The organism is Acidimicrobiales bacterium (assembly GCA_033344915.1).
GTDB lineage: Bacteria > Actinomycetota > Acidimicrobiia > Acidimicrobiales > Aldehydirespiratoraceae > JAJRXC01.
The window spans coordinates 1,156,908-1,181,007 of sequence record JAWPML010000001.1 but is presented as its reverse complement, the minus strand read 5'-3'; the positions used below and the strand labels follow the sequence as shown (position 1 = coordinate 1,181,007).

Genomic DNA, 24,100 nt, shown 5'->3' with positions numbered 1-24,100 from the left:
CTCGCGGTGCTACGATTCTGCCCCGAACAACTCGGGGCTATAGCTCAGTTGGTAGAGCGCTTCCATGGCATGGAAGAGGTCAGGGGTTCAATTCCCCTTAGCTCCACAACCCCGATCTCCCAGCCGCGAGCGCGAGGCCGGGTGTCATCCGGATGTGACCGTGAGTGTTCCCGAGCCGGTGCCGATGTCCTGGAAGTCATTCAGGCTGATCTCGATGATGCGGGGCCCATCGACCTGGAAGGTGAACTCGTCAGAGGTCGAGTCGTTCTCGGGCCAGTATTCGTCGTTGGACTTGTCGTATCGAATCTTGCCGAGGAAGGGGAAACTCGCCTCTGCCACCGCGGTGTAGGTGCCGGCAGACGGTATCCGCACGCAGAAGAACAATCCGTCGTAGAGATACGTCGCCGGCGCGGGCCCTCCGTCGACCTGAGCCTCCGTAGCCTCACCGTCGCCACAGACGGTGTATTCGTCGCCTTCGTCGTTGTCATCGTCATCGTCATCGTCATCGACGATGACGCTCGCGCTCGTCTCCGGCGGCGTGGCGATCTCGTCTGACCCACCCCACCGCGCCGATGCGGTCAGCGCGAGTTGACGGAGTTCGTGCAGCTGGAACTGGCCCTCCGCGACCATGAGCATGGAGCGGTCGCCGAGGTCCACGCCGACGACCTGGAAGCCGCTGCCCTCGCCCTCTTCCCATTGGAGCCCGCCGGTCGAGCCCTCGTTCGAGATTCCCCCGGTGAGAGCGTCGATGTCCGACCGGCGCTCCGCCGGTGTCATCGGCTTGACCACGAAGTACATCAGGTATCCGGAGCCCTGATACCAGTAGCACTCGTCCGTCGACGACAGTTGAATCGCGTCGGAGCGATCGAAGCTCGACACGCCCACAATGGCGGCGACCTCTGCATCCTCGAGGTACGGGCAGGATCCCTCAGGGATGTCGCCGTCATCACGCTGGGCATCCGTTGGCACGACGACATCGTCCTGCGCAATGTCAGGCCCCGCCTCCGCGTCGCTGCCGTCTCCGCCGCATCCTGCCGCGAGCAACGCGACCAGCGCGACCACACCCACACGTCTCCACACCTTCGTCTCCACCCTCGTCACGCCTCGTCCTCGATCTCGAGCATCATGAGCTCGGCCACGAGTGCCAGCCCACGAGCGGCGAGACCCGCGCCGATCGCGAGTAGGGCAAGGATCGCGAACGCGCCGACGCCGCCGTTGAGAAGCACGATGTGCTCGGCGAACCCCTCGAAGCCACCTTCCTCGCCGGCTCTGGCCAGGACCGACATACCCGCCACCACCGCGAAGATCAGGCCGATCGTTCCCACGAACACCAGCGCAATGCCGGCGACGTCGAGCGACTCCGCCGCTCGTTCCCACTTCCTCACGACAACTCCCCCGTCCACCGACACCATGCCGTTGCGACGGCAGCATCGCATGACCGGCGGCTGCCGGACGAAATCGTTGTCTCAGCCCGCTTCGGTGGCGGGGGCGCTCGGGTGCCAGTCGAGGCGGGGGCGGTCGCCCCACAGCTTCTCGAGTTGGTAGAAGTCGCGCTGTTCCTGGAGGAACACGTGGACGACGAACGGGCCGTAGTCCATCAGCACCCACTCGCGTTCTTCCTTGCCCTCGACCCGCACGGGCTTGGGGCCGCCGGCGTCGGCGATCTTCTCCTCGATGCCGTCCACGATCGCGTGGACGAGACGGGGGTTCGAGCCGCTGGTGATCACGAAGTAGTCGGACACGGCGAACACGTCGCCGACGTCGATGATAAGCGGATCGGTGGCCTTCTTGTCGTCCGCCGCGTCGGCCGCGAGACGGGCCCAGCGCTCGATGTCGTCGGCGGCGAGGGGCTCGGCCGCAGGGGAAGAATCAGTCATGCGTCGAGGCCGATGGTAACGGTCAGGTCGACGACTTCGTTGGGATTCTCGTCGAACACGACCGGCACGCCCATCCGCTCAGCGAAGGCCGTGGCGATCGGCTCGTTCTCGACGAGGTGATAGCTGACGAAGGTCTCGGCGACGTCGGACTCCCAGGCGTTGCCGATGATGAACACCTCACCGCCGGCCGCGACGACTCTGGGAAGGGCGGCGTTGCGGTTGGCGGCGTCGCCGGTGCCGTCCAGCAGCTGCACCGTCGGCAGGGCTCCCGGCTCGTGACCGACGGGCAAGGGCACCGTCTCGACCCGACGATCGGTCGGCCACGTGCTGTCCTCGGCGCGGAGCGCGTAGATCGGTTCGTCGGGATCGATCCAGAACGGCGCCATCGGGGCCAGCTCGATGTCGGCCGTGCCGGTCCCCATCGCCCGCAGGTGGGGCGGCAAACCATCGGTGAAGAACAGGGTCGCCGCGATCGGGTCCTCCGCGGCCCGGATCTCTCCCAGCCAGGCGTCCCACACGGCGAGCTGCCGGTTGAAGCGCGTCGCATCGGGCTCGCCCGGATTGCGCCAGCCGTAGACGGCGGCGAGCTCGGCGGCGTCGAACCCTCGGCCTCCCGACTCGATGACCACCTCGATGCCCCCGGCCCCGTCGTCCACCACCAGGTCGTCGACGAGCACGTACGGGATCGGCTCGACCAGCTCGAAGAAGCCGGTGAGTCGCTCCGCCGTCATCACCATCGGATCGTCGGTGAAACCCATGCCCATCCACTCGGCCACCGCCGCCTCGAGCCTCTCGACACCGCCCTCGGCGTAGGCGACGTCGAGGATCACGTCCTCCTCGATGTCGATGAGCAGGTCGGGCGACAGAATGCTGAGGCTGCCGCCGTCGTCGCCGGCGGTGCGGGCCAGCACGGAGACACCGACGAGTCGGTCGGCGTCGTCGGTGTGGGCGATCAACAGTGTGGGCGTGGGCACGGCGAACGCGAGGAACCCACGCGCATCCGGATCGGTGACGACGGGGACGTCCTCACCATCGGTCGTGTCGAGGACCGCCTTGGTCCCCTCCCGCCACAGCAGGAAGACGACGAGCCCGGCCCCCACGACCAGGAGGGGGAAGACGAAGCGGAAGAACGGGTTCGCCGGCGGGGCCGGTCGGCGGCGGGGCCGGCGGGTCGGCGGCGCGTCGTCGTCCGTGGGTGCCTCGTCGACCGCGGTCATTCAGGCGGTCCCGTAGAGGCCAAGCATCGCAACATCGCCGATGACGGTATGCGGAACGAGCGCGGCAACCGGGCGACCCGTGGCGAATCGGTTCCGCAGGTCGCTCGACGAGACCTCCATCACGGGCACGTCCACCACCTCGTGCGGCCAGCCTTCGGGCGGACGACCGCCCTCGCGCCCGCCACGGTCGACCACCACGGTGGACGCGAGCTCACGGACGTCGTCGGGCCGCTTCCAGGTGTCGAGGCCGACCGCCGCGTCGGACCCGACGACCAGGAAGAGCTCGGCGGAGGGATGAGCGGCCCGCAACTGCTCCAGCGTGTCGGCGGAATAGGTCTCGCCGCCGCGGGCGACCTCCACGTCGGACACCTCGAGCAGGGTGGCGCCGCACAGGTCGTTCGTCGCGGCCACCGCGTGGATCGCCATCTCGAGTCTGATGGCGGCGGGCGTGACGGTCGAGCCCGTCTTCTGCCACGGATCGTTCGCCACCACGAGGAGCATGCGGTCGAGGTCGAGCGCCTCACGCACTTCGAGCGCGATCATGAGGTGGCCGTTGTGGAGTGGGTCGAAGGTGCCGCCGAAGACCCCGATGCGCTCAGATTGCACGGCTCGCAGCATAGAACTCGTCCCGAACCCTGCGTATGTCGGCCGAAATACCACGCTGCGTCACCGACGTGACACAAGTCACCAACGCCAGAGCTGACAAGGGCGCGTCAACAATGCTTAAATACTCCCGCTGGACCGGAGTGCGGCGCGCGTTCGCTGAGTCGCGAGCACACGGTACCTGCTTCCCCCCGAAAACCACCCAAGGCATTCACGAACAAGCGAGGATGCCAAACCGAAACTCGGAATATCGCGTCTGCGACTTCCGTTGAGCGAGTTGTCATGAGCGATTCAGTTGGACAGTACCTGAACGAGATCGGTGCGGTTGCACTTCTCAACGCCCAGGAGGAGCGCGAGCTCTCCCAGGTCATCGAGAAGGGCTTCGAAGCCCGAGATCGCAAAGAAGCAGGCGAGAAGGGTCGTGAACTCGACCGGGCGATCCGCGATGCCGCGGCCGCCAAGGACCGGTTCATCCGGGCCAACCTCCGCCTCGTGGTGAGCGTTGCTCGCCGCTACCCCCTTCCCCCCGGCATGGAACTCCTGGACCTGATCCAGGAAGGCAACCTGGGCCTCGAGCACGCGGTCGACAAGTTCGACTGGCGCAAGGGCTTCAAGTTCTCCACGTACGCCACCTTCTGGATCCGCCAGGCCATCGGTCGTGCCCTCGATCAGAAGGCCTCGCTGGTCCGTCTCCCCGGCGACCGTTCCGCTTCGCTGCGGGCCGCGCTGCGGGCCGTGTCGGGCGACGGCGACGAACTGGACGACGAGCATGCTCGCCTCCACCGTCTCACCACCCCCACCAGCCTCGATCGCACCATCGGTGACGACGACTCCAACGAGCTCGTCGACCTCCTCCCCGACTCCAACCCCGGCCCCGAGGTCGAGGTCATGGCTCGGGCCGAGGAAGAGATGGTCACCGGCCTGCTCGACATCCTCGACGAGCGGGCCAAGTACGCCGTCGAGCAGCGGTTCGGCCTCGGTGACGGGCGCAAGCGTTCCTACCGTGAGGTCGGCGAAGACCTCGGCGTCACCGCCGAAGCCGCCCGCCGTCTCGTCAAGCGAGCCATCAACTCCGTGCGCGAGCACGCCGCCAGCATCGCCGACACCGTCGACGCCGCCTGACTCTCCGGTTCTGTGAGTCTGAATCAGCACCTCGTGCTGATTCAGACTCACAGAACAAACAGAAACGCTGAACCGAAGCCTCTGCCTCCGGGCGGGGGCTTCGGCCGTTTTGGGAAACTGGTTGGAACAAGCCCCTCTCCGGCAGCAGACTTGTCGGGTGAGCACCACGTGGACTCCCGACAGCTGGCGAACGCTCGAGGCGAAGCACCAGCCTGTCTGGCCGGATCAGGCCGAGCTCGACCAGGCGTTGAAGACCCTCGGTGACCAACCGCCGCTCGTCTTCGCCGGCGAGGCCCGCGACCTCACCGCCAAACTGGGCAAGGTCGCCCAGGGCGAAGCGTTCCTGCTCCAGGCCGGCGACTGTGCGGAGTCGTTCGAGAGTTCCGCGGACTCGATCCGTGACCGCCTCCGGGTCATCCTGCAGATGGCCATCGTGCTCACCTACTCCGGCGGCATCCCCCTCGTGAAGATCGGTCGCATCGCCGGCCAGTTCGCCAAGCCGCGGTCGAGCCCGACCGAGACCAAGGGCGGCGAAGAGCTGCCGTCCTTCCTCGGTCAGAGCGTCAACGACGTCGGGTTCACCGCGGCCGAACGTCGTCCCGACCCGCAGCGCCTGCTCGGCGCCTACAACCGTGCCGCGTCCACGCTCAACCTTCTCCGTGCCTTCACCCACGGCGGCTACGCCGATCTCCGCCAGGTGTCCACCTGGAACCGTGAGTTCGTCGCCTCCTCCCCCGCCGGTGAGCGTTACTCCCAGATGGCCGACGAGATCGACCGCGCGCTCACGTTCATGGCGGCCTGCGGCGTCACCGGCGAGACGGTGCCGGCCCTGCACGAGGTCGACTTCTTCACGTCCCACGAGGCGCTGCTCCTCAACTACGAAGAGGCCCTCACCCGCCAGGATTCGCTGACCGGCGACTGGTACGACTGCTCGGCCCACATGCTCTGGATCGGCGAACGCACCCGCCAGCTCGACGGCGCCCACGTCGAATTCCTCCGGGGCGTGGAGAATCCGCTCGGCTGCAAGGTCGGGCCCACCGCGACGCCCGACGAGGTCCTCGGCTTGTGCGAGGCGCTCAACCCGGATCGGGTCCCCGGTCGCCTCACCCTCATCGTGCGCCAGGGCGCCGATGTGGTGACCGAAGGCCTGCCGCCGCTGCTGGCGGCCGTGCGCGACTCGGGCCATCCCGTCGTCTGGGCGTGTGATCCGATGCACGGCAACACGTACACGTCCGAAGTGGGCGTGAAGACCCGCCACTTCGACGATGTGCTCAAGGAGATCTCGGGCTTCTTCGCCGCCCATGCCCAGGAGGGCACCTGGCCCGGCGGCGTCCACGTCGAACTCACCGGCGACGCCGTCACCGAGTGCCTCGGGGGCAGCGACGACCTCGTCGACGGCGACCTCGAGCACGCCTACGAGACGATGTGCGACCCCCGGCTCAACGGCCGCCAGTCGGTCGATCTCGCCTTCCGGGTCGCCGAGCTCCTGCGCGAACGGGCGTAGCCGTCAGCAGCTGAGCTGGACCGAACCCGGCAGTTCCTCGAACGGGTCGAAGTTGGTGAACAGGATCTCGCCGGTGCTCAGGTTGGACCCGTCGACGGTGATCATGCCGATCTCACCCGTCGCCGAATAGCTGACGGCGTCGTCGGAGAACGGATCACCGATGTCGACGATGATGTCGTCGCCGGTGAACTGGCTGTCCTCGTCCCACCGGGTGAGGTCGACCACGAGTTCGTCGCCGGCTGCGTTCGTGCCGTAGCCCTGGGCGTTGAAGAGGATCTTCCCGCCGCCGGCCGCTGCGTCCTGCTCCTGCAGGAAGCAACGGGCGCTGTCGAGCGTGATCGTCTCGTCGCCGAGCACGACCGTGCCCCCGGTGCCGCCTCCGCCGCTGCCGTCGGTGGAGCCCGAGTCGTCACCGCTGCTGTCGTCCGCACTGCTGTCGTCCGCACTCGAATCGTCGCTCGATCCGTCGTCAGCAGCGGACGAGTCGTCCGCGCCGGCACTCGTTCCGTCATCGCCGCTGTCGTCGCCACAGCCGGCCGCCACGAGGGCGAGGAGGGCGAGGATGCCCAGAATGCGCGTCAAGATCTTCATCATCAGTTCTCCCTGTCGTCCGCTTCCGCCGATGCGATTCGCACCGTAGCCCACCCATCGCGGATGACCGGTCACCAGTTCCGGGAATTTCGCGAATTTTCTGCATCCGCACGCCGCATCTGGTCCGTAGCAGGGGTGTCAAACACTCCCTGGAAGGAACCAGACCATGACCAAGCGCCTCATGCGCATTCTGTCCGCTCTTCTCGCTTTCACGCTGCTCGCCGCCGCGTGTGGCGACGATGACACGGACACCAGCTCCACCACCACGACCGAGGCTCCGGCCGACGACGACGGTGACATGGACGAAGACATGCCCGGCACGATCGTGGACGTGGCAGTCGCCAACGACTTCACCACCCTCGTCGCCGCCGTGCAGGCCGCCGACCTCGTCGACACCCTGAACAGCGAGGGCCCGTTCACGGTCTTCGCCCCCACCGACGACGCCTTCGCCGCTGCCCTGGCCGACCTCGGCCTCACCGCCGAAGAACTCCTCGCCAGCGACGACCTCGCCGCCATCCTCACCTACCACGTCGTGGCCGGTGAAGTGGACGCCGCCACCGCGATCAGCCTCGACGGCCAGTCCGCCGCCACCGTCAACGGTGCCGAGATCAACATCTCCGTCGTCGACGGCAGCGTCGTGATCAACGACACCGCCACGGTCATCGCCGCCGACGTGCCCGCCTCCAACGGCATCATCCACGTCATCGACGCCGTCCTGCTCCCCCCGGCGTAGTCCCTGCGGCTACGCCGTCCCGAGTGAGCTCGACCGCCCGAGCTCACTCCCCTGCGGGCGGACCGCTCTGACCCCACCCCCTCCAGGGTGTCGGGAGCGGTCCGCTCGCACAGTCGCTCACTCCCTGTGCACCATGACCGCCGTCCTTCTCGCCCCCCAACCTCGACTCCGTCCGCCGGATGGATACGCTCCCAGCGTGAGCCCCGCCGAGACCAGGGTCGTCGACGAGGTCGACGCCGCCTTCGCCAGAGGTGGCGATGATGCGCTGCGCCGGGCCTACGACGCCCACGGCAGCCTCGTCTACACACTGTGCTCCCGAGCGCTCGGCCCCGAACGGGCCAACGATGCGACGCAGGAGGTGTTCCTCAGCGCCTGGCGGGCTCGTGACCGGTTCGATCCGTCGAAGGGCAACCTCGCTGCCTGGCTCACGGGGATCGCGAAGAACCGGATCATCGACGCCATACGGGCCGAGAAACGCCACGCCGACCGCCGAGCACCCGAATCGAGCGACGAACTCCCGACCGAGAGCGACACCGAATCACTGGGCGACCGCATGCTGGTCGCCGATGCCCTCCGCTCACTTCCCGAACGCCCCCGCCAGATCCTCACTCTCCACTACTTCGAGGACCTGACCCACCCACAGATCGCCGAGCGGACGAACCTCCCGCTGGGCACCGTCAAGTCCGATATCCGCCGCGGCCTTGCTCGCATCCGCCAACACCTGGAGCAACAGCATGTCTGACGACACTCTCCATCTCGACGAAGCCGACAGCCGCGTCGACCGGATCCTGCGCTCCATGACCATCGACGACCTCGAGTTCGAGGCGCCGCCGGCCGACGTCTGGGCCGGCATCGAAGCCGAGTTCGCCCGGACGGCTCCGGTCGCTCCCGTGATCTCGCTCGCGTCCCGGCGCCGCCCGGCCCTGCTGGCCGCAGCCGTCGCCGCCGCGCTGGTGCTCGTCGCCGGCCTCGCCGTGGTCTTCACCGGCGACGACGGTCCGGTCGAACTGGCCGCCGCCGAGCTCAGCTACATCCCGAACGACGACGGATTCATCGACGAGGGCATCGGCCGCACCGCGACCGTCACGCTCGTCGAGGACGGTGACCGCGAGCTCGTGAGATTCGACGCCGCCGACCTGCCCACCGTCGGCGAGGGCAACGACCTCGAGGCCTGGGTCATCGGCGTCATCGGCGGCGAGATCCAGGTCGTGCAACCGATCGGCCTGGTCGAGGATCCGTCCGCCCCCGGCACGTTCACCATCCCCGCGGACTTCGACCGCTCGGCCTACGACGCCGTCGCCGTCGACATCAGCCTCGAACCCCACGACGGCGACCCCGACCACAGCGGCATGTCGCTCGTCCGCGGCCCCCTCGTCGAGCTCTGACCTCCCCCTCCATGCGTTCTGGGTGAACGGAGGGCTGAAAACCGCGCCCCCGTTCACCCAGAACGCAGAGGGGGTGGGGGTCAGGCGAGGTTTTCGACGAAGGCTTCGAGCTGGCGGAGGTTGCGGACCTCGAAGACGCCGTCGGCGTGTTGGGCGTACTCGCCGACGATGGAGTCGCCCGTGTCCCAGTAGCTCTGCGGCTCCGGGTTCAGCCAGTGGACCTGGCGGGCCTTCTCCTTCATCTCCTTGATGATCCAGCTCTCGGACGCGTGATAGTTGTTCCGGGCGTCGCCGAGGATCATGATCGACGTCCGCGGCCCGATGTCCTTGCCGAACTTCTCCCAGAAGACGCCGAGCGCGTGGCCATAGTCGGAATGGCCGTCGACCCAGACCACGTCGGCCTCGGTGTTGACCCGATGAACGGCTTCGTTGATGTCCTCGACGCCCTCGAAGTACTGGGTGACCTCGTCGAGGCCGTCGATGAAGACGAACGAACGGACCTTCGAGAACTGGCCGGAGATGGCGTAGACGAGATGCAGCGTGAAGCGGGCGAACGCCGCCACCGACCCGGAGATATCGGCGATCACGAAGATCTCCGGCTTGTGCGGCTTCGGGTTGCGGAACTTCGGCTCGGCCGGCACGCCGCCGTAGGACAGGGATGCTCGCACGGTGCGACGGAAGTCCAGCGGCCCCTTGCGGCCGTGGCGCCGCTTGCGCTGCAGGCGTGACGCGAGCTTGCGGGTGAGCGGATAGATCGCCTTGCGCAGCGAGGCCATCTCCTCGCGGGAGGCGTGCATGAAGTCGACGTCCTCCGGCAGCGGCTTGCGCAGCGTCTTCGCCATCGCCTCGACACCGCGATCGGCGACGAGCCGGCGGCGGATCTCGGCCTCGATCTCCTTCTGGAGCTGGTCGACGCGGGTCTGGTACTCGTCGCGCTGGAGCCGCTGATCGAACTCGGAGGCCTCGCCGTCCTCGTTCTGCTGTTGTTCGAGCAGGCGTTCGAGGACGCCGTCGAGATCGAGGTTCCGCAGCGTGCGGTACAGGTAGTAGGTGCCGCCCACGGGACGGCCCGGCTCCATGCCGGCATAGCGCCGCACCGCCTGGCGGGCGACGCCGCGCATCATCTGCTGGTCGCCCCGCATGAGCGCCTGGAACAGCATCTCGGCGAGCTCCTCGGGGGTGAGGTTCTCCCCACCGCCGCCGCCCTGCTGCTCGCCGGCGCCGTCGGCGTCGCCCATGTCGTCCATGTCGTCGAGGTCGCCGAGTTCGTCGCCGTCCTCGCCGATCGCGTACTCCTGGCCCCGCAACGAGAAGTAGACCTCGAAGACCGTCTCGAAGGCCTTCCAGTGGTTCGAGTGCTTCACCAACGTGGCAGCGAGGGCGTACTTGAACGTCTCGCGCTCCCCGATCGGGATGTGGCGCACGGCCTCCATCGCGTCGAGGTTCTCGGTGAGCGACACCGGCAGGCCGGCATTGCGCAACTCGATGATGAAGCCGTTGAGCAGCTCGAGGATCGGGTCACCCAGCTCCGGCGGCGGCGAGACCCCGGAATCGTCGGTGACCGTCATCGCGGGCCCTTCCCTGCTCAGACCGTGACGCCGTCGGCCGTGGAGAGTTCCTTCACGGCCTTGGTGATGTCGCTCTGGTACTTGAGGAGGATGTTGATCGTGTCGGTGGCCGTCTGCTCGTCGATCTTCTCGACGCCGAGCAGGACGAGTGTCTTGGCCCAGTCGAGGGTCTCGGACACCGAGGGGTGCTTCTTCAGCTCGATCTGGCGGATCGACCGCACGACGCGGGCGACCTGATCGGCGAGGTTCTCGGTGATGTCCGGCACCTTGGTGAGGACGATCTCCTTCTCACGCTCCATGTCGGGATAGTCGACGTGCAGGTAGAGGCACCGGCGCTTGAGCGCCTCGGAGAGCTCGCGGGTGTTGTTGGACGTGAGGAAGACGAGCGGGATCTGCTTCGCCTCGATCGTGCCCAGCTCGGGGATCGACACCTGGTAGTCCGACAGGATCTCGAGCAGGAGCGCCTCGGTCTCCACCTCCACTCGGTCGACCTCGTCGATCAGCAACACGACGGGCTCATCGGCGGAGATCGCCTCGAGCAGCGGCCGGGTGAGCAGGAACTCGTCGGAGAAGATGTCGTCGGAGATGTCGGCCCAGTCGGCGTTCTCCTCGTTGCGCTCGGTCTGGATGCGCAGGAGCTGCTTCTTGTAGTTCCACTCGTAGAGCGCCTTCGCCTCGTCGAGCCCCTCGTAGCACTGCAGGCGGATCAGACGGGCGCCGAGGATCTCGCTGACGCTCTTCGCGAGCTGGGTCTTGCCCGTGCCGGCCGGCCCTTCGACGAGAATCGGCTTCTGGAGCCGGTCGGCGAGGTACACGACACCGGCGATCCCCTCGTCGGAGAGGTAGTCGACCTTGGCCAGGTCGTCCTTGACGGTGGCGACGTCTTCGAAGCGATACGACATGAGGACCCAGGTTAGCGGCCGTTAACCACAGTCCCGTAACCGTTTCCGCGGCCTGTTCCGAAGGCGTACCGGCGGTGCAGTGCAATTGCCGGTCCGGAACGCCTTCGCTACGGTCGAAGTGCGGCTCAAATCGGTCGGGGGCGGGCGCGGCGAACGGATCTCGTCTCCGAGAGGAGGCAGAAATGCGCGGAATTCACCCTCGACTGGTAGGTCGGTGGCCGTTCGCAGCGGTTGCGGTCGTCCTCACCGCTGTCATCACCGTCGTTCTCGCGTTCGCGAACACGCCGGCATCGGCGGCCGCGTGCACCATCAACTGGGACGGCGGCGGCGTCGACGACTCGTGGCACACGGCGGACAACTGGGACACGAACGTGGTACCCGGCGCCGCGGATCACGTCTGCATCGAACCAGGCGCGCCGGTCACGGTCACCTACAGCAGCGGCACCACGTCCATCCTGAGTCTCCAGACCAACGCCGACGGCGACCTGGCCGTCTCGGGCGGGTCGCTCACCACCACGAGCACCACCGATCTGTCGACGCTCGCGGGCGACCTCGTCGTCACGCTGAGCGCCGACGTGCACTTCGCGGGCGCCGTCGAGGCAAGCGGCGACGTGTCGCTCACCGGCAATGCCGGTGCCTCGATCGTCTTCAGCGACACGGCCACGGTGAACAGTTCGGGTTCGAACACGGTGACGTTGGCGTCCTCGAGCACCGGGGCCGGCTTCTACGGGTCCGGCTCGCTGACGATGAACGTGCCGTTCACGTATTCCCAGGGCGAGATCTTCGGCCTGACGATCACGGCCAACGACACGGTGACGTTCGACGGCGGCTCGTCGCAGTTCGAGCAGGGCGCGATTCTCACGCTCAACGGCGGCACCGCCGCGTGGACGTCGGGCACCATCGACATGTCCGGCGGGTCGCAGATCATCGTCGGCGACACCACCCCCACCACCCTCGACATCACCTTCGACGCCCTCCTGCAGGACTTCGGCGGCACCGACCCCATCCTCGAGACATCCCCCAACGGCACGATCGACATCGACACCACCGGCAATGTCAGCATCCAGGCGGCGGTCAACCACAACGGCACCCTCACGCTCACCGACGTCGACACGCTGTCCTGGGACCGCGGCGGCACCACCTCCTCCACTGTCACCATCCCGTCGAGCTCGACCCTGGCGCTGAGTGGAACCCACACCTTCACGGCGGCATCGACGATCGCCGGCACCGGCACCATCGACTTCTTCGGGACCACCACCATCGACACCCCGACCGCCCAGTTCACCTTCACCGGCGACCTTCACTCCGCCGCAAACAGCGGCGCCACCACCATCGCGGCCGACATCACCGTCGACGACGTATCGGTCACGGGAAGCGGCGACGTCTTCTTCAACGGCGCCCTCACCGCGACGGGCGACGTATCGCTCACGGGCTCCAGCAGCGCCGCCATCGTCTTCGGCGACACGTCATCGGTCGCCGGCACCACCACGCTGGCCGCCACCACCACCGGTGCCGGTTTCTACGGACCGGGCCCCCTCACGCTCAACGGCCCCTTCACCTACTCCCGCGGAGAGATCTTCTCGACAGCCATCACCGCCAACGACACGATGACCTTCGACGGCGGCTCGTCGCAGCTCGAGTCCGGTGCAAACCTGACCCTCGACGGCGGCACCGCCGCGTGGACGTCGGGCACCATCGACATGTCCGGCGGGTCGCAGATCATCGTCGGCGACACCACCCCCACCACCCTCGACATCACCTTCGACGCCCTCCTGCAGGACTTCGGCGGCACCGACCCCATCCTCGAGACGTCCCCCAACGGCACGATCGACATCGACACCACCGGCAACGTCACCATCGAAGCCGCCGTCAACCACAACGGCACCCTCACGCTCACCGACGTCGACACCCTCGCCTGGGACCGCGGCGGCACCACCTCCTCCACTGTCACCATCCCGTCGAGCTCGACCCTGGCGCTGAGTGGAACCCACACCTTCACGGCGGCATCGACGATCGCCGGCACCGGCACCATCGACTTCTTCGGGACCACCACCATCGACACCCCGACCGCCCAGTTCACCTTCACCGGCGACCTTCACTCCGCCGCAAACAGCGGCGCCACCACCATCGCGGCCGACATCACCGTCGACGACGTATCGGTCACGGGAAGCGGCGACGTCTTCTTCAACGGCGCCCTCACCGCGACGGGCGACGTATCGCTCACGGGCTCCAGCAGCGCCGCCATCGTCTTCGGCGACACGTCATCGGTCGCCGGCACCACCACGCTGGCCGCCACCACCACCGGTGCCGGTTTCTACGGACCGGGCCCCCTCACGCTCAACGGCCCCTTCACCTACTCCCGCGGAGAGATCTTCTCGACAGCCATCACCGCCAACGACACCGTCACCTTCGACGGCAACTCGTCCCAGTTCGAGCAGGGCGCGATCCTCACACTCGACGGCGGCACCGCAACCTGGACGTCGGGCGACATCGAGATGGGCACCGGCGCCCAGCTCATCGTCGGCGACACCACCCCCACCACCCTCGACATCACCTTCGACGCCTTCCTCCAGGACATCGGCGGCACCGACCCGATCCTCACGATCAGCCCCAACGGCACCATCGACATCGACACCACCGGTGACGTCGTCATGCAGGCCTTCGTCAATCAGAGCGGCACCCTCACGCTCACCGACGTCGACACCCTCTCCTTGGAACTCGGCGGCACCACCACGTCGACCGTCACCGTTCCCGCGACCTCCACGCTCGAGTTGGACGGAACCCACACCTTCACCGCGGCATCGACGATCGCCGGCACCGGCACCATCGAGTTCTTCGGAACCACCACCATCGACACCCCTACCGGCCAGTTCACCTTCACCGGTGACCTCCACTCCGGCGCCGGGGGCGCGGCAACGATCGCCGCCGACATCACCGTCGACGACATCACGGTCACAAGCAACGGTGATCTCATCTTGAACGGCGCCGTCACCGTGACGGGCGATGTGTCGCTCACGGGGACCAGCAGCGCCGCCATCGTCTTCGGCGACGCATCCACCATCGCGGGCACCACCACGCTGGCCGCGGCCACCACGGGTGCGGGGTTCTACGGGTCGGGCCCGCTGACGCTCAACGGCGCCTTCATCTACTCGCGCGGGGAGATCCATTCGCTGGCGATCACCGCCAATGACACCGTCACGTTCGACGGCAACTCGTCCCAGTTCGAGCAGGGAGCGATCCTCACGCTCGACGGCGGCACTGCCACCTGGACCGCCGGCGACATCGAGATGGGCACCGGGTCGCAGCTCGTCGTCGGCGACACCACGCCCACCACACTCGACATCACCTTCGACGCGTTCCTCCAGGACCTCGGCGGCACGGACCCGATCCTCACGATCAGCCCCAACGGCACCGTCGACATCGACACGACCGGTGACGTCCTCGTCCAGGCCGACATCGACCACAACGGCACCCTGACCCTCACCGACGTCGACACCCTCTCCTGGACGAGCGGCGGCACCACCACCTCGGCCGTCACGATTCCCGCGACATCGACGCTCCTACTCGACGGAAACCACACGTTCACCGCGGCATCGACGATCGCCGGCACCGGCGCGATCGAGTTCTACGGCCTGACCACGATCGACACCCCCACCGCCCAGTTCACCTTCAACGGCGACCTCCACTCCGGCGCCGGGGGCGCCGCCACGATCGCCGCCGACATCACCATCGACGACATCACGGTCACCAGCACCGGCGACCTCACCTTCAACGGCACCGTCGCCGCCACCGGCGATCTCTCCCTCACCGGCACGAGCGGCGCGTCGATCGTCTTCAATGGCGCATCGACCGTCGCCGGCACGACCACCCTCGCCGCGACCACCACGAGTGCCGGCTTCTACGGCGCCGGCACGCTGGCTCTCAACGGGCCGTTCGTCTTCACCCAAGGCGAGATCTTCACCCTGCCCGTCACCGCCAATGCCGCGGTGACCTTCGACGGCACCTCGTCGCAACTCGAGTCCAGCGCGATCCTCACGCTCGACGGCGGCACTGCCACCTGGACGTCGGGCGACATCGAGATGCGTACCGGCGCCCAGCTCATCGTCGGCGACACCACCCCCACCACACTCGACATCACCTTCGACGCGTTCCTCCAGGACCTCGGCGGCACCGATCCGACCCTCACGATCAGCCCCAACGGCACCGTCGACATCGACACGACCGGTGACGTCCTCGTCCAGGCCGACATCGACCACAACGGCACCCTGACCCTCACCGACGTCGACACCCTCTCCTGGACGAGCGGCGGCACCACCACCTCGGCCGTCACGATTCCCGCGACATCGACGCTCCTACTCGACGGAAACCACACCTTCACCGCGGCATCGACGATCGCCGGCACCGGCGCGATCGAGTTCTACGGCCTGACCACGATCGACACCCCCACCGCCCAGTTCACCTTCAACGGCGACCTCCACTCCGGCGCCGGGGGCGCCGCCACGATCGCCGCCGACATCACCATCGACGACATCACGGTCACCAGCACCGGCGACCTCACCTTCAACGGCACCGTCACCGCCACCGGCGATCTCTCCCACACGGGGACCAGCGGCTCGGCGATCATCGTCAATGACGACGCCACGATCGCCGGGGGCACCACCCTCGCCGCCGTCACGACGAGTGCCGGCTTCTACGGCAGCGGCTCGCTGGCCCTCGATGGGGCGTTCACGTTCACCCAAGGCGAGATCTTCACCCTGCCTGTCACCGCGAACGGCGCCGTTACCTTCGACGGCGCCGCGTCCCAACTCGAGTCCAGCGCGATCCTCACGCTCGACGGCGGCACGGCGACGTGGACCGCCGGAACCATGCAGATGGGCACCGGCGCCCAGCTCATCGTCGGCGACACCACCCCCACCACACTCGACATCACCTTCGACGCGTTCCTCCAGGACCTCGGCGGCACCGATCCGACCCTCACGATCAGCCCCAACGGCACCGTCGACATCGACACGACCGGCACGGTCACGTTCCAAGGCATCTCCGTCAACCAGGGGACCCTCGCGATCGGCAGCGACGCGGTGACGACCGCGACGAACTTCACGCAGTCGGCGACCGGCGAACTCCGCGTCGAAGTCGTCGGTACCGGCGGGGCCGGGGTGGACCATGGTCAGGTGACCGGGACGGTCAGCCTCGCCGGCACGTTGACCGTCGTTCCGACGGGGAGCTACGTCCCGCCGAGTCAGACCGACTTCGTCATCGTGAGCTCCGCGGGCGTCGCCGGCGGCGACTTCGCCACCCTCGCCGACGCGGTCGCCGGCACCACGGAGAACAGCCCGGCGACCGCGGTGCCGCCCCACAGCATCGACAGCGCGGCGCACACCTGGCAGGTGCAGTACAACCCGGGCGTCGACGTCACGCTCCACACCTTGACGATCTGGCCGGTGCCCGACGCGCTGGGCGATCCGACCCAGGACGAGGGCACCCTGGTCTCCTATGCCGGCACGTTCACCGACCCCGACATCGCGGCCTTCGGCGACACCCACACCTTCCTGTGGGAAGTGAACCCCGACAACGGCGACACCGTGCCGAACGGCACCAATCAGGCGTTCTCGTTCACGCCGGCGGACAACGGCACGTACACGGTGACCTACACGGTCACGGACAGCTTCGGAAAGGAGGGTGTCGCCGTCTCCACGGTGACGGTCACCAACCTCGACCCGATCATCTCCTCCACCACCAACGACGGACCCGTCGACGAAGGCACCTCCGCGACGATCACCGTCAACGCGTCCGACGTCCCCGCCGACACCCTCAGCTACGAATTCGACTGCGACAACGACGCCACCTACGAAGTCGGACCCCAGCCCGGCAACACCAGCCCCTGCTCGTTCCCTGACGACGGGGCGAACACCGTGAACGTCCGAGTCACCGACGGCGACGGCGGCACCGCCACGGACACCACGGTGGTCACGGTGAACAACCTCGACCCGATCATCTCCTCGACGACGAACGACGGACCGGTCGACGAAGGCACCTCCGCGACGATCACCGTCAACGCGTCCGACGTCCCCGCCGACACCCTCAGCTACGAATTCGACTGCGACAACGACGCCACCTACGAAGTCGGACCCCAACCCGGCAACACCAGCCCCTGCTCGTTCCCTGACGACGGGGCGAACACCGTGAACGTCCGAGTCACCGACGGCGACGGCGGCACCGCCACCGACTCGACCGTCGTGAGCGTCACCAACCTCGACCCGATCATCTCCTCCACCACCAACGACGGACCGGTCGACGAAGGCACCTCCGCGACGATCACCGTCAACGCGTCCGACGTCCCCGCCGACACCCTCAGCTACGAATTCGACTGCGACAACGACGCCACCTACGAAGTCGGACCCCAGCCCGGCAACACCAGCCCCTGCTCGTTCCCTGACGACGGGGCGAACACCGTGAACGTCCGAGTCACCGACGGCGACGGCGGCACCGCCACGGACACCACGGTGGTCACGGTGAACAACCTCGACCCGATCATCTCCTCGACGACGAACGACGGACCGGTCGACGAAGGCACCTCCGCGACGATCACCGTCAACGCGTCCGACGTCCCCGCCGACACCCTCAGCTACGAATTCGACTGCGACAACGACGCCACCTACGAAGTCGGACCCCAGCCCGGCAACACCAGCCCCTGCTCGTTCCCTGACGACGGGGCGAACACCGTGAACGTCCGAGTCACCGACGGCGACGGCGGCACCGCCACGGACACCACGGTGGTCACGGTGAACAACCTCGACCCGATCATCTCCTCGACGACGAACGACGGACCGGTCGACGAAGGCACCTCCGCGACGATCACCGTCAACGCGTCCGACGTCCCCGCCGACACCCTCAGCTACGAATTCGACTGCGACAACGACGCCACCTACGAAGTCGGACCCCAACCCGGCAACACCAGCCCCTGCTCGTTCGCCGACCAGGGCAGCCACACCGTCAACGTCCGAGTCACCGACGGCGACGGCGGCACCGCCACCGACTCGACCGTCGTGAGCGTCACCAACCTCGACCCGATCATCTCCTCCACCACCAACGACGGACCGGTCGACGAAGGCACCTCCGCGACGATCACCGTCAACGCGTCCGACGTCCCCGCCGACACCCTCAGCTACGAATTCGACTGCGACAACGACGCCACCTACGAAGTCGGACCCCAGCCCGGCAACACCAGCCCCTGCTCGTTCCCTGACGACGGGGCGAACACCGTGAACGTCCGAGTCACCGACGGCGACGGCGGCACCGCCACCGACTCGACCGTCGTCACCGTCTTCGCGACGCCGGTCATCACCCCCGGGATCGTCACGATCGCCGAGGGCGACGCCGGGTCCACGATCGCGAGCCTCCCGGTGACGCTCTCCAATCAGGCGGCGACGCCGGTCACGGTCGACTTCGTCACCTTCGGCGCCGGTCCCGGCATCGCAACGCCGGGCGTCGACTACACCGCCACGTCGGGAACGGTGACATTCCTGCCGGGATCGACCAGCGAGACGGTCGAGATCACGATCTTCGGCGATCTGGTCGACGAACCGCCCGCACTCTTCGGCGAATGGATCCCGGTCGCATTCTCGAACCCGTCCGCCAATGCGGCGATCGATCCGAGCTTCTTCGGCGTGGGTATCGCCAGCATCATCGACGACGACCCCCCGCCGACGATCACCCCGGGGTACGGCTCCGTGCTCGAAGGCGACGCCGGTTCCGTCTTCGTCGACATCCCCGTCACGCTGTCGAATCCGTCGGCCGAGACGATCACGGTTGATTGGACGACATTCGACAACGGTGGAGACGGCATTGCGACCGCAGGAGTCGACTATGCCGCCGCATCGGGCACGGTGACCTTCGTGCCGGGAGACACCCAGGAGTTCGTGACCATCGAGGTCTTCGGGGACCTCCTGGACGAGCCACCCGCGCTGTTCGGCGAGTGGATCGTGGTCTCGTTCTCGAACGCATCGGCCAATGCGTCCATCGACCCGACCTTCTTCGGGCTCGGGATCGGCAGCATCATCGACGACGATCCGTAGGCCGACGAGGGTCGAAGTCGGTCAGCCGCGCACGTGGCCGTCGCCGCGGACGACAAACTTCTCGGTCGTCAACTGCTCGAGGCCCATGGGACCGCGGGCGTGGAGCTTCTGGGTGGAGATCCCGATCTCGGCGCCGAAGCCGAACTCTTCGCCGTCGACGAAGCGGGTCGAGGCGTTGACCAACACCGCGGCGGCGTCGACCTCGCGGGTGAATCGGTCGGCGGCTGCGATGTCGCCGGTGACGATCGCCTCGCTGTGACCGGTCGACGTGTCGTTGACATGCGCGATCGCCTCGTCGAGATCCGCCACCACCTTGACGCTCATCTTCATGTCGAGGAACTCGGCCGCGAAGTCGGCTTCGGTCGCCGCGCCGATCGACAGCGCGATCGCGCGGGCCTCATCGTCACCGACCAGTTCCACGCCTTCGAGCGTGGCGACCGCCATCGGCAGGAAGGCGTCGGCAACGTCGGCGTGGACGACGAGTGACTCCGCCGCGTTGCAGACGCCGGTGCGGTGGGTCTTGGCGTTGAACACGATCTCGCGCGCCATGTCGAGGTCGGCCGCGGCGTCCACGTAGACGTGGCAGTTGCCGGCACCGTCGATCACGAAGGGCACCGTCGCGTTGTCGAGGATCGACTGGATCAGCGCCGGGCCACCGCGCGGGATCAGACAGTCGACGAACCCTCGCTGCTGCATGAACTCGATGGCGGCCTCGCGGCGGGTGTCGTCGACCACGATCAGGCCGTCTTCGGGCAGACCGGCCTTGGCGATGGCGTCGCGCAGCACGGCGGAGATCGCGAGGTTCGAGTCGATCGCGGAGGACGAGCCGCGCAGGAAGGCCGCGTTGCCCGACTTCAGGCAGAGCCCGAACGCGTCGCTGGTGACGTTGGGGCGGCTCTCGTAGATGATCGCGACGACACCGAGCGGCACCCGCACCTTCTCGATGCGCAGGCCGTTGGGGCGCACCCATCCGTCGGTGATCGCCCCCACCGGGTCCGCCAGTGAGGCGACCTGACGCAGGCCGCCGGCCATGTTCTCGATGCGGCCGACATCCAACCGCAGCCGGTCGACCAGCGGCGCGGCCATTCCGTCCGTCTCGGCCCGCTCGACGTCGACGCGGTTCGCCTCGATGATCGGCTCGGCGTTGGCGACCAGCAGGTCCGCCGCCGCGTGCAGCGCCGCGTCCTTCTGCGCCGTCGATGCGATGGCGAGCGCTCGAGATGCGGCCCGGGCCCGGGCCGCCAGGGCGGGTATGGGGGTCGGTGTGGCAGTCACGAGACCCCAGGCTACCGGCCCGCAGGACTAGCCTCGCCACGATGTCGCGCCGGCTCGAGCCCACCGTGCTCCTCACCACGATCTCACCGATCACCGTGGGGCTCGTCGTCGCGGCCGTCGCCGGCGGACGACTGCTGTCGGGGAGTTGGGTCGTCGCCGCGGCGCTCGGTGTCGCGACCTGGGTCGGCCGGGTCGCCGCTGCCCGCGTCGTCGCTCGCCGCATCGGCGGACTCGTCCCCCGCGTCGACCCGTTCGCTCTGCGCGAGCCCTGGCGCTTCTTCGTCCGCGACGCCCTCTCCGCCCAGCGCCAGTTCGCGGACGCGCTCGCTGCGGCCGAGGACGGGCCGCTGCGCACCCGACTACTCGACGTCGAGGGTCAGCTCACCCACGCCGTCGACGTCACCTGGGACGTGGCCCAGCGAGGACAGCAGCTCACCGACGCCCGCAACCGCGTCAAGGTCGCGAAACTCGACCGCACCCTGGCCTCGACCGACTCCGGCGATCCGCGCCACAGCGCCGCCCAGGCGCAGAAGGACTCCTACCAGCGGCTTCGCCGGCGCGAGGACGACACCCGTGAACGCCTGGAAGTGATCGCGGCGCGGCTCGAGGAGACCATCACCCGGGTCGGTGAACTGGCCACCCGCACCGGCGGAACCATCGAGATCGAACAGCTCGCGGGCCAGGTCGGCGGCATGGTGGACGAGCTCGACAGCCTCCGCATCGCGCTCGACGAGGTCGGGAACGACACATGACGGGCGAGCCCCGCTGGCGCTACCGCAAACCCCAGTCACCATCGGCCCGGGGCGGGTCGCTTCTCGTCGCGTCGGGCATCGGCCTGTCCCGCATCGCCGGGCTGCTGCGGGAGATGGTCACGAGCAGGGTCCTCGGCCTGTCGCTGGCCGCCGATGCGTTCGCCGCCGCCGCCCGGATCCCGAACCTGCTGCAGAACCTCCTCGGCGAGGGGGTCCTCTCCGCATCCTTCGTGCCCGTCTACAGCCAGATGCTGGAGGCCGACGACGAGGCGGACGCCAACCGGGTGGCCGGCGCGGTCGGTGCCCTGTTGCTGATCGTGACCGGCATCGCCGTCCTCGTGCTCGTGCTCGCCGCCCGCCCGATCACCCGGGTCCTCGCCCTGGGCCTCCAGGGCGAACGGTTCGAGCTCGCCGTCGACTTCACCCAGATCATGGCCGTCGGCGTCGGCTTCCTCGTCATGTCGGCGTGGTGCCTCGGCATCCTCAACAGTCACCGTCACTTCTTCCTCCCCTACGCCGCGCCGGTGATCTGGAACCTCGCCCAGGTGGTCGCCCTGCTCTTCATCTGGTGGCGGGACTGGGCGCTGGAGGACGCGGCCCGAGGCCTGGCGATCGCGGTGACGGTCGGCGGCGCGCTCCAGCTGCTCGTGCAGCTCCCGACGGTGCAACGACTCGCCCGGGGGATGCGGTTCCGCCCGGACAACTGGCATCCGAACGTCCGCGAGATCCGGCGACGGTTCACGCCCGCCGTTCTCGGCCGCGGTGTCGTGCAGATCTCGGCGTATCTCGATCTGATCCTCGCGACGTTCCTCGCGGCGGGCGCCCTCTCGGCCCTGTTCAAGGCCCAGATGCTCTACACGTTGCCGGTCTCGCTGTTCGCGATGAGCGTCGCCGCGGCGGAGCTGCCGGAGATGTCGCGGCTCGTCGACGATCCGACCGCCCTCGTCGCTCGCACCCGACGCAGTCTCGACCGCATCGCCTTCTGGATGCTGCTGGCGAGCTTCGTGATGATCGCAGCCGGTGATCTTCTCGTCGGGGTGCTGTTCCAGGGCGGCGAGTTCGACGGCACCGACGGCGTGCTCGTGTGGTTCATCCTCGGCGTCTACGCCCTCGGACTCCCCGCGATCGGGGCCAGCCGGCTGCTCCAGAACACCTGCTACGCGGTGGGCGACACCAGGGGCCCGGCCCGCATCGCCGCGGTCCGCGTCGCGATCGCCGCGGTCATCGGCGTCCTGTTCATGTTCCCGCTCGACCATGTGGTGGTCGGACCGGACGGCCTCGTCGGCGATGGCTTCGGCTTCGCGCCGCTCGACGAGGGCATCCGGTCACTCGGCGGTCCGGTCCGTCTCGGCGCCGTCGGCCTCGCGGTCGGTTCCGCGATCGGGGCCTGGGTCGAGCTGACACTCCTGGCAACCCTCGTGCGGCGGACCGTTCCCGATCTCGGCGATCCCCGCGCGTCGCTCCTCGGCCCGGCGCGCGCCGCCGCGGTGGCGTTCGTCGTGACGGCAGCCGTCAAGCTCGGCGTCGACCCGCTGCCGCTGCTCGTCGAGGCGGTGATCTGCGGGGCGATCGCCGTCGCCACCTACGCGATCGTGTGCTTCCGGATGGGCGTGCGTGACGCGGACCTGCTGCTCCGACCGGCCCGACGGCTCATCTGGCGCTGACGACCGTGCGTCCTACGCTTCACGAACTACGATCGACGCCATGCTCCAGTATCTGAAAAAGCGTTGGAAGTACCTCGTCGCGAGGCTCTCGGGCAATTTCGAGGAGAACGCCGACCCGAAAGTGCAGTTGGAGCAGGCGATCACGGAGGCGAAGGACCAGCACAAGCGGCTGCGTCAGCAGGCGGCCAACGTCATCGCGAACCAGAAGCAGACCGAGCTTCGCCTCAACCGGGCCATCGAGGAGCTCGAGCGGGTCAACGGCAACGCCCGCCAGGCCGTCACGATGGCCGACGACGCCTACTCGTCGGGCAACGAGGAGAAGGGCGACAACTACACCCACGCCGCCGAACAGTTCGCCAACCGCCTCCTCACTCTCGAGGGTGAGATCGAGAGCCTCAAGAGCCTCCACTTCCAGGCCTCCGAGGCAGCCGAACAGGCCAAGAACGCCGTCGATCAGAACAGTGACCTCCTCCAGAAGAAGCTCACCGAGAAGCAGGCCCTGCTCAGCCAGCTCGACCAGGCCAAGATGCAGGAGAGCGTCAACCAGGCGATGAACACGCTGTCCGAGGCCGTCGGCGAGGACGTGCCGACCTTCAACGAGGTCCGCGAGAAGATCGAGGCCCGCTACGCGAAGGCGAAGGCGCACGCCGAGCTGACCGAGGGCAACGTCGAGACCCAGATGCTCGAGATCGAGAAGGCCGCCCGCAACGTCGAGGCCCACAGCCGGCTCGCCAGCATCAAGGAAGAGCTCGGTATCGAGTCCGCGGCCTCCCCGGTCGAGGCGATCAGCGAGACGGCCACCGAGGCCGCCGAAGAACCCGCCTCCGAGTAG

Annotated in this window: 18 protein-coding genes and 1 tRNA gene; 10 read left to right on the top strand and 9 right to left on the bottom strand. The window is 67.9% G+C overall.

What is annotated here, in order from left to right:
- Window positions 1-33: 33 nt before the first annotated feature.
- Window positions 34-106, top strand: a tRNA-Ala gene (locus R8F63_05630).
- Window positions 107-144: 38 nt separating this feature from the next.
- Here R8F63_05630 and R8F63_05625 read toward each other — a convergent pair.
- From R8F63_05625 to nadD, 5 genes are all read right to left on the bottom strand, one after another.
- Window positions 145-969 carry a hypothetical protein gene (locus R8F63_05625; protein ID MDW3218075.1) on the bottom strand — a complete coding sequence of 275 codons (825 nt, stop codon included), beginning with the start codon at window positions 967-969 and terminating at the stop codon, window positions 145-147.
- A gap of 128 nt (window positions 970-1,097) precedes the next feature.
- Entirely contained in the window at window positions 1,098-1,436 is a 339-nt protein-coding gene (locus R8F63_05620) for a hypothetical protein (protein MDW3218074.1), read from the bottom strand.
- Between the two features lie 30 nt (window positions 1,437-1,466).
- Window positions 1,467-1,877 (bottom strand): ribosome silencing factor, encoded by a 411-nt coding sequence (gene rsfS / locus R8F63_05615; GenBank protein MDW3218073.1) that lies wholly within the window; start codon window positions 1,875-1,877, stop codon window positions 1,467-1,469.
- Entirely contained in the window at window positions 1,874-3,094 is a 1,221-nt protein-coding gene (locus R8F63_05610; protein MDW3218072.1) for a hypothetical protein, read from the bottom strand. The genes rsfS and R8F63_05610 overlap by 4 nt, the downstream gene beginning before the upstream one ends.
- Window positions 3,095-3,700, bottom strand: a complete 606-nt coding sequence (gene nadD, locus R8F63_05605; GenBank protein MDW3218071.1) for a nicotinate-nucleotide adenylyltransferase — start codon at window positions 3,698-3,700, stop codon at window positions 3,095-3,097.
- Between the two features lie 279 nt (window positions 3,701-3,979).
- On the opposite strand from nadD, the gene R8F63_05600 reads away from it, so the two are divergent.
- Complete coding sequence (locus tag R8F63_05600) at window positions 3,980-4,819, top strand: sigma-70 family RNA polymerase sigma factor (GenBank protein MDW3218070.1); 840 nt, start codon at window positions 3,980-3,982, stop codon at window positions 4,817-4,819.
- Window positions 4,820-4,976: 157 nt separating this feature from the next.
- The gene (locus tag R8F63_05595; protein MDW3218069.1) at window positions 4,977-6,323 is read left to right on the top strand and encodes a 3-deoxy-7-phosphoheptulonate synthase class II; all 1,347 of its coding nucleotides are present in this window, start codon (window positions 4,977-4,979) and stop codon (window positions 6,321-6,323) included.
- 3 nt (window positions 6,324-6,326) lie between these two features.
- Here the strand turns inward: R8F63_05595 and R8F63_05590 are convergent, their stop codons facing one another.
- A complete protein-coding gene (locus R8F63_05590) occupies window positions 6,327-6,917 on the bottom strand; it encodes a hypothetical protein (protein MDW3218068.1) in 591 nt (196 codons plus the stop codon).
- A 163-nt stretch (window positions 6,918-7,080) separates the two neighbouring features.
- Between R8F63_05590 and R8F63_05585 the strand changes: the two genes are divergently transcribed.
- From R8F63_05585 to R8F63_05575, 3 genes are all read left to right on the top strand, one after another.
- The gene (locus tag R8F63_05585) at window positions 7,081-7,647 is read left to right on the top strand and encodes a fasciclin domain-containing protein (protein ID MDW3218067.1); all 567 of its coding nucleotides are present in this window, start codon (window positions 7,081-7,083) and stop codon (window positions 7,645-7,647) included.
- 196 nt (window positions 7,648-7,843) lie between these two features.
- A complete protein-coding gene (locus R8F63_05580) occupies window positions 7,844-8,389 on the top strand; it encodes a sigma-70 family RNA polymerase sigma factor (protein MDW3218066.1) in 546 nt (181 codons plus the stop codon).
- On the top strand, window positions 8,382-9,032 hold the full coding sequence (locus tag R8F63_05575; protein ID MDW3218065.1) for an anti-sigma factor: 651 nt from the start codon (window positions 8,382-8,384) through the stop codon (window positions 9,030-9,032). Before R8F63_05580 ends, R8F63_05575 begins: the two co-directional genes overlap by 8 nt.
- A gap of 80 nt (window positions 9,033-9,112) precedes the next feature.
- Here R8F63_05575 and R8F63_05570 read toward each other — a convergent pair whose 3' ends face one another.
- Both R8F63_05570 and R8F63_05565 read right to left on the bottom strand, forming a co-directional pair.
- Window positions 9,113-10,600 carry a VWA domain-containing protein gene (locus R8F63_05570; GenBank protein ID MDW3218064.1) on the bottom strand — a complete coding sequence of 496 codons (1,488 nt, stop codon included), beginning with the start codon at window positions 10,598-10,600 and terminating at the stop codon, window positions 9,113-9,115.
- Between the two features lie 17 nt (window positions 10,601-10,617).
- On the bottom strand, window positions 10,618-11,502 hold the full coding sequence (locus R8F63_05565; GenBank protein MDW3218063.1) for a MoxR family ATPase: 885 nt from the start codon (window positions 11,500-11,502) through the stop codon (window positions 10,618-10,620).
- A 182-nt stretch (window positions 11,503-11,684) separates the two neighbouring features.
- Between R8F63_05565 and R8F63_05560 the strand changes: the two genes are divergently transcribed.
- Window positions 11,685-19,577: a Calx-beta domain-containing protein gene (locus R8F63_05560; protein MDW3218062.1), complete on the top strand. Its 7,893-nt coding sequence runs from the start codon at window positions 11,685-11,687 to the stop codon at window positions 19,575-19,577.
- Between the two features lie 21 nt (window positions 19,578-19,598).
- Here R8F63_05560 and R8F63_05555 read toward each other — a convergent pair whose 3' ends face one another.
- Window positions 19,599-20,852, bottom strand: coding sequence for a glutamate-5-semialdehyde dehydrogenase (locus R8F63_05555; protein MDW3218061.1), 1,254 nt, complete (start codon window positions 20,850-20,852; stop codon window positions 19,599-19,601).
- A gap of 41 nt (window positions 20,853-20,893) precedes the next feature.
- On the opposite strand from R8F63_05555, the gene R8F63_05550 reads away from it, so the two are divergent.
- The 3 genes from R8F63_05550 to R8F63_05540 are packed head-to-tail and all read left to right on the top strand — an operon-like array spanning window position 20,894 to window position 24,100.
- Window positions 20,894-21,604: a hypothetical protein gene (locus R8F63_05550; GenBank protein ID MDW3218060.1), complete on the top strand. Its 711-nt coding sequence runs from the start codon at window positions 20,894-20,896 to the stop codon at window positions 21,602-21,604.
- Entirely contained in the window at window positions 21,601-23,268 is a 1,668-nt protein-coding gene (gene murJ, locus R8F63_05545; protein ID MDW3218059.1) for a murein biosynthesis integral membrane protein MurJ, read from the top strand. The genes R8F63_05550 and murJ overlap by 4 nt, the downstream gene beginning before the upstream one ends.
- 40 nt (window positions 23,269-23,308) lie before the next feature.
- Window positions 23,309-24,100: a PspA/IM30 family protein gene (locus R8F63_05540; protein MDW3218058.1), complete on the top strand. Its 792-nt coding sequence runs from the start codon at window positions 23,309-23,311 to the stop codon at window positions 24,098-24,100.

What these genes read in the sequence shown, in the direction of transcription:
- rsfS (MDW3218073.1), bottom strand. Translation starts at nt 1,877, where the DNA reads ATGACTGATTCTTCCCCTGCGGCCGAGCCCCTCGCCGCCGACGACATC.
- R8F63_05590 (MDW3218068.1), bottom strand. Translation starts at nt 6,917, where the DNA reads ATGATGAAGATCTTGACGCGCATTCTGGGCATCCTCGCCCTCCTCGCC.
- R8F63_05550 (MDW3218060.1), top strand. Translation starts at nt 20,894, where the DNA reads ATGTCGCGCCGGCTCGAGCCCACCGTGCTCCTCACCACGATCTCACCG.
- R8F63_05585 (MDW3218067.1), top strand. Translation starts at nt 7,081, where the DNA reads ATGACCAAGCGCCTCATGCGCATTCTGTCCGCTCTTCTCGCTTTCACG.
- R8F63_05610 (MDW3218072.1), bottom strand. Translation starts at nt 3,094, where the DNA reads ATGACCGCGGTCGACGAGGCACCCACGGACGACGACGCGCCGCCGACC.
- R8F63_05565 (MDW3218063.1), bottom strand. Translation starts at nt 11,502, where the DNA reads ATGTCGTATCGCTTCGAAGACGTCGCCACCGTCAAGGACGACCTGGCC.
- R8F63_05600 (MDW3218070.1), top strand. Translation starts at nt 3,980, where the DNA reads ATGAGCGATTCAGTTGGACAGTACCTGAACGAGATCGGTGCGGTTGCA.
- R8F63_05575 (MDW3218065.1), top strand. Translation starts at nt 8,382, where the DNA reads ATGTCTGACGACACTCTCCATCTCGACGAAGCCGACAGCCGCGTCGAC.
- R8F63_05620 (MDW3218074.1), bottom strand. Translation starts at nt 1,436, where the DNA reads ATGCGATGCTGCCGTCGCAACGGCATGGTGTCGGTGGACGGGGGAGTT.
- R8F63_05560 (MDW3218062.1), top strand. Translation starts at nt 11,685, where the DNA reads ATGCGCGGAATTCACCCTCGACTGGTAGGTCGGTGGCCGTTCGCAGCG.
- murJ (MDW3218059.1), top strand. Translation starts at nt 21,601, where the DNA reads ATGACGGGCGAGCCCCGCTGGCGCTACCGCAAACCCCAGTCACCATCG.
- R8F63_05540 (MDW3218058.1), top strand. Translation starts at nt 23,309, where the DNA reads ATGCTCCAGTATCTGAAAAAGCGTTGGAAGTACCTCGTCGCGAGGCTC.
- R8F63_05570 (MDW3218064.1), bottom strand. Translation starts at nt 10,600, where the DNA reads ATGACGGTCACCGACGATTCCGGGGTCTCGCCGCCGCCGGAGCTGGGT.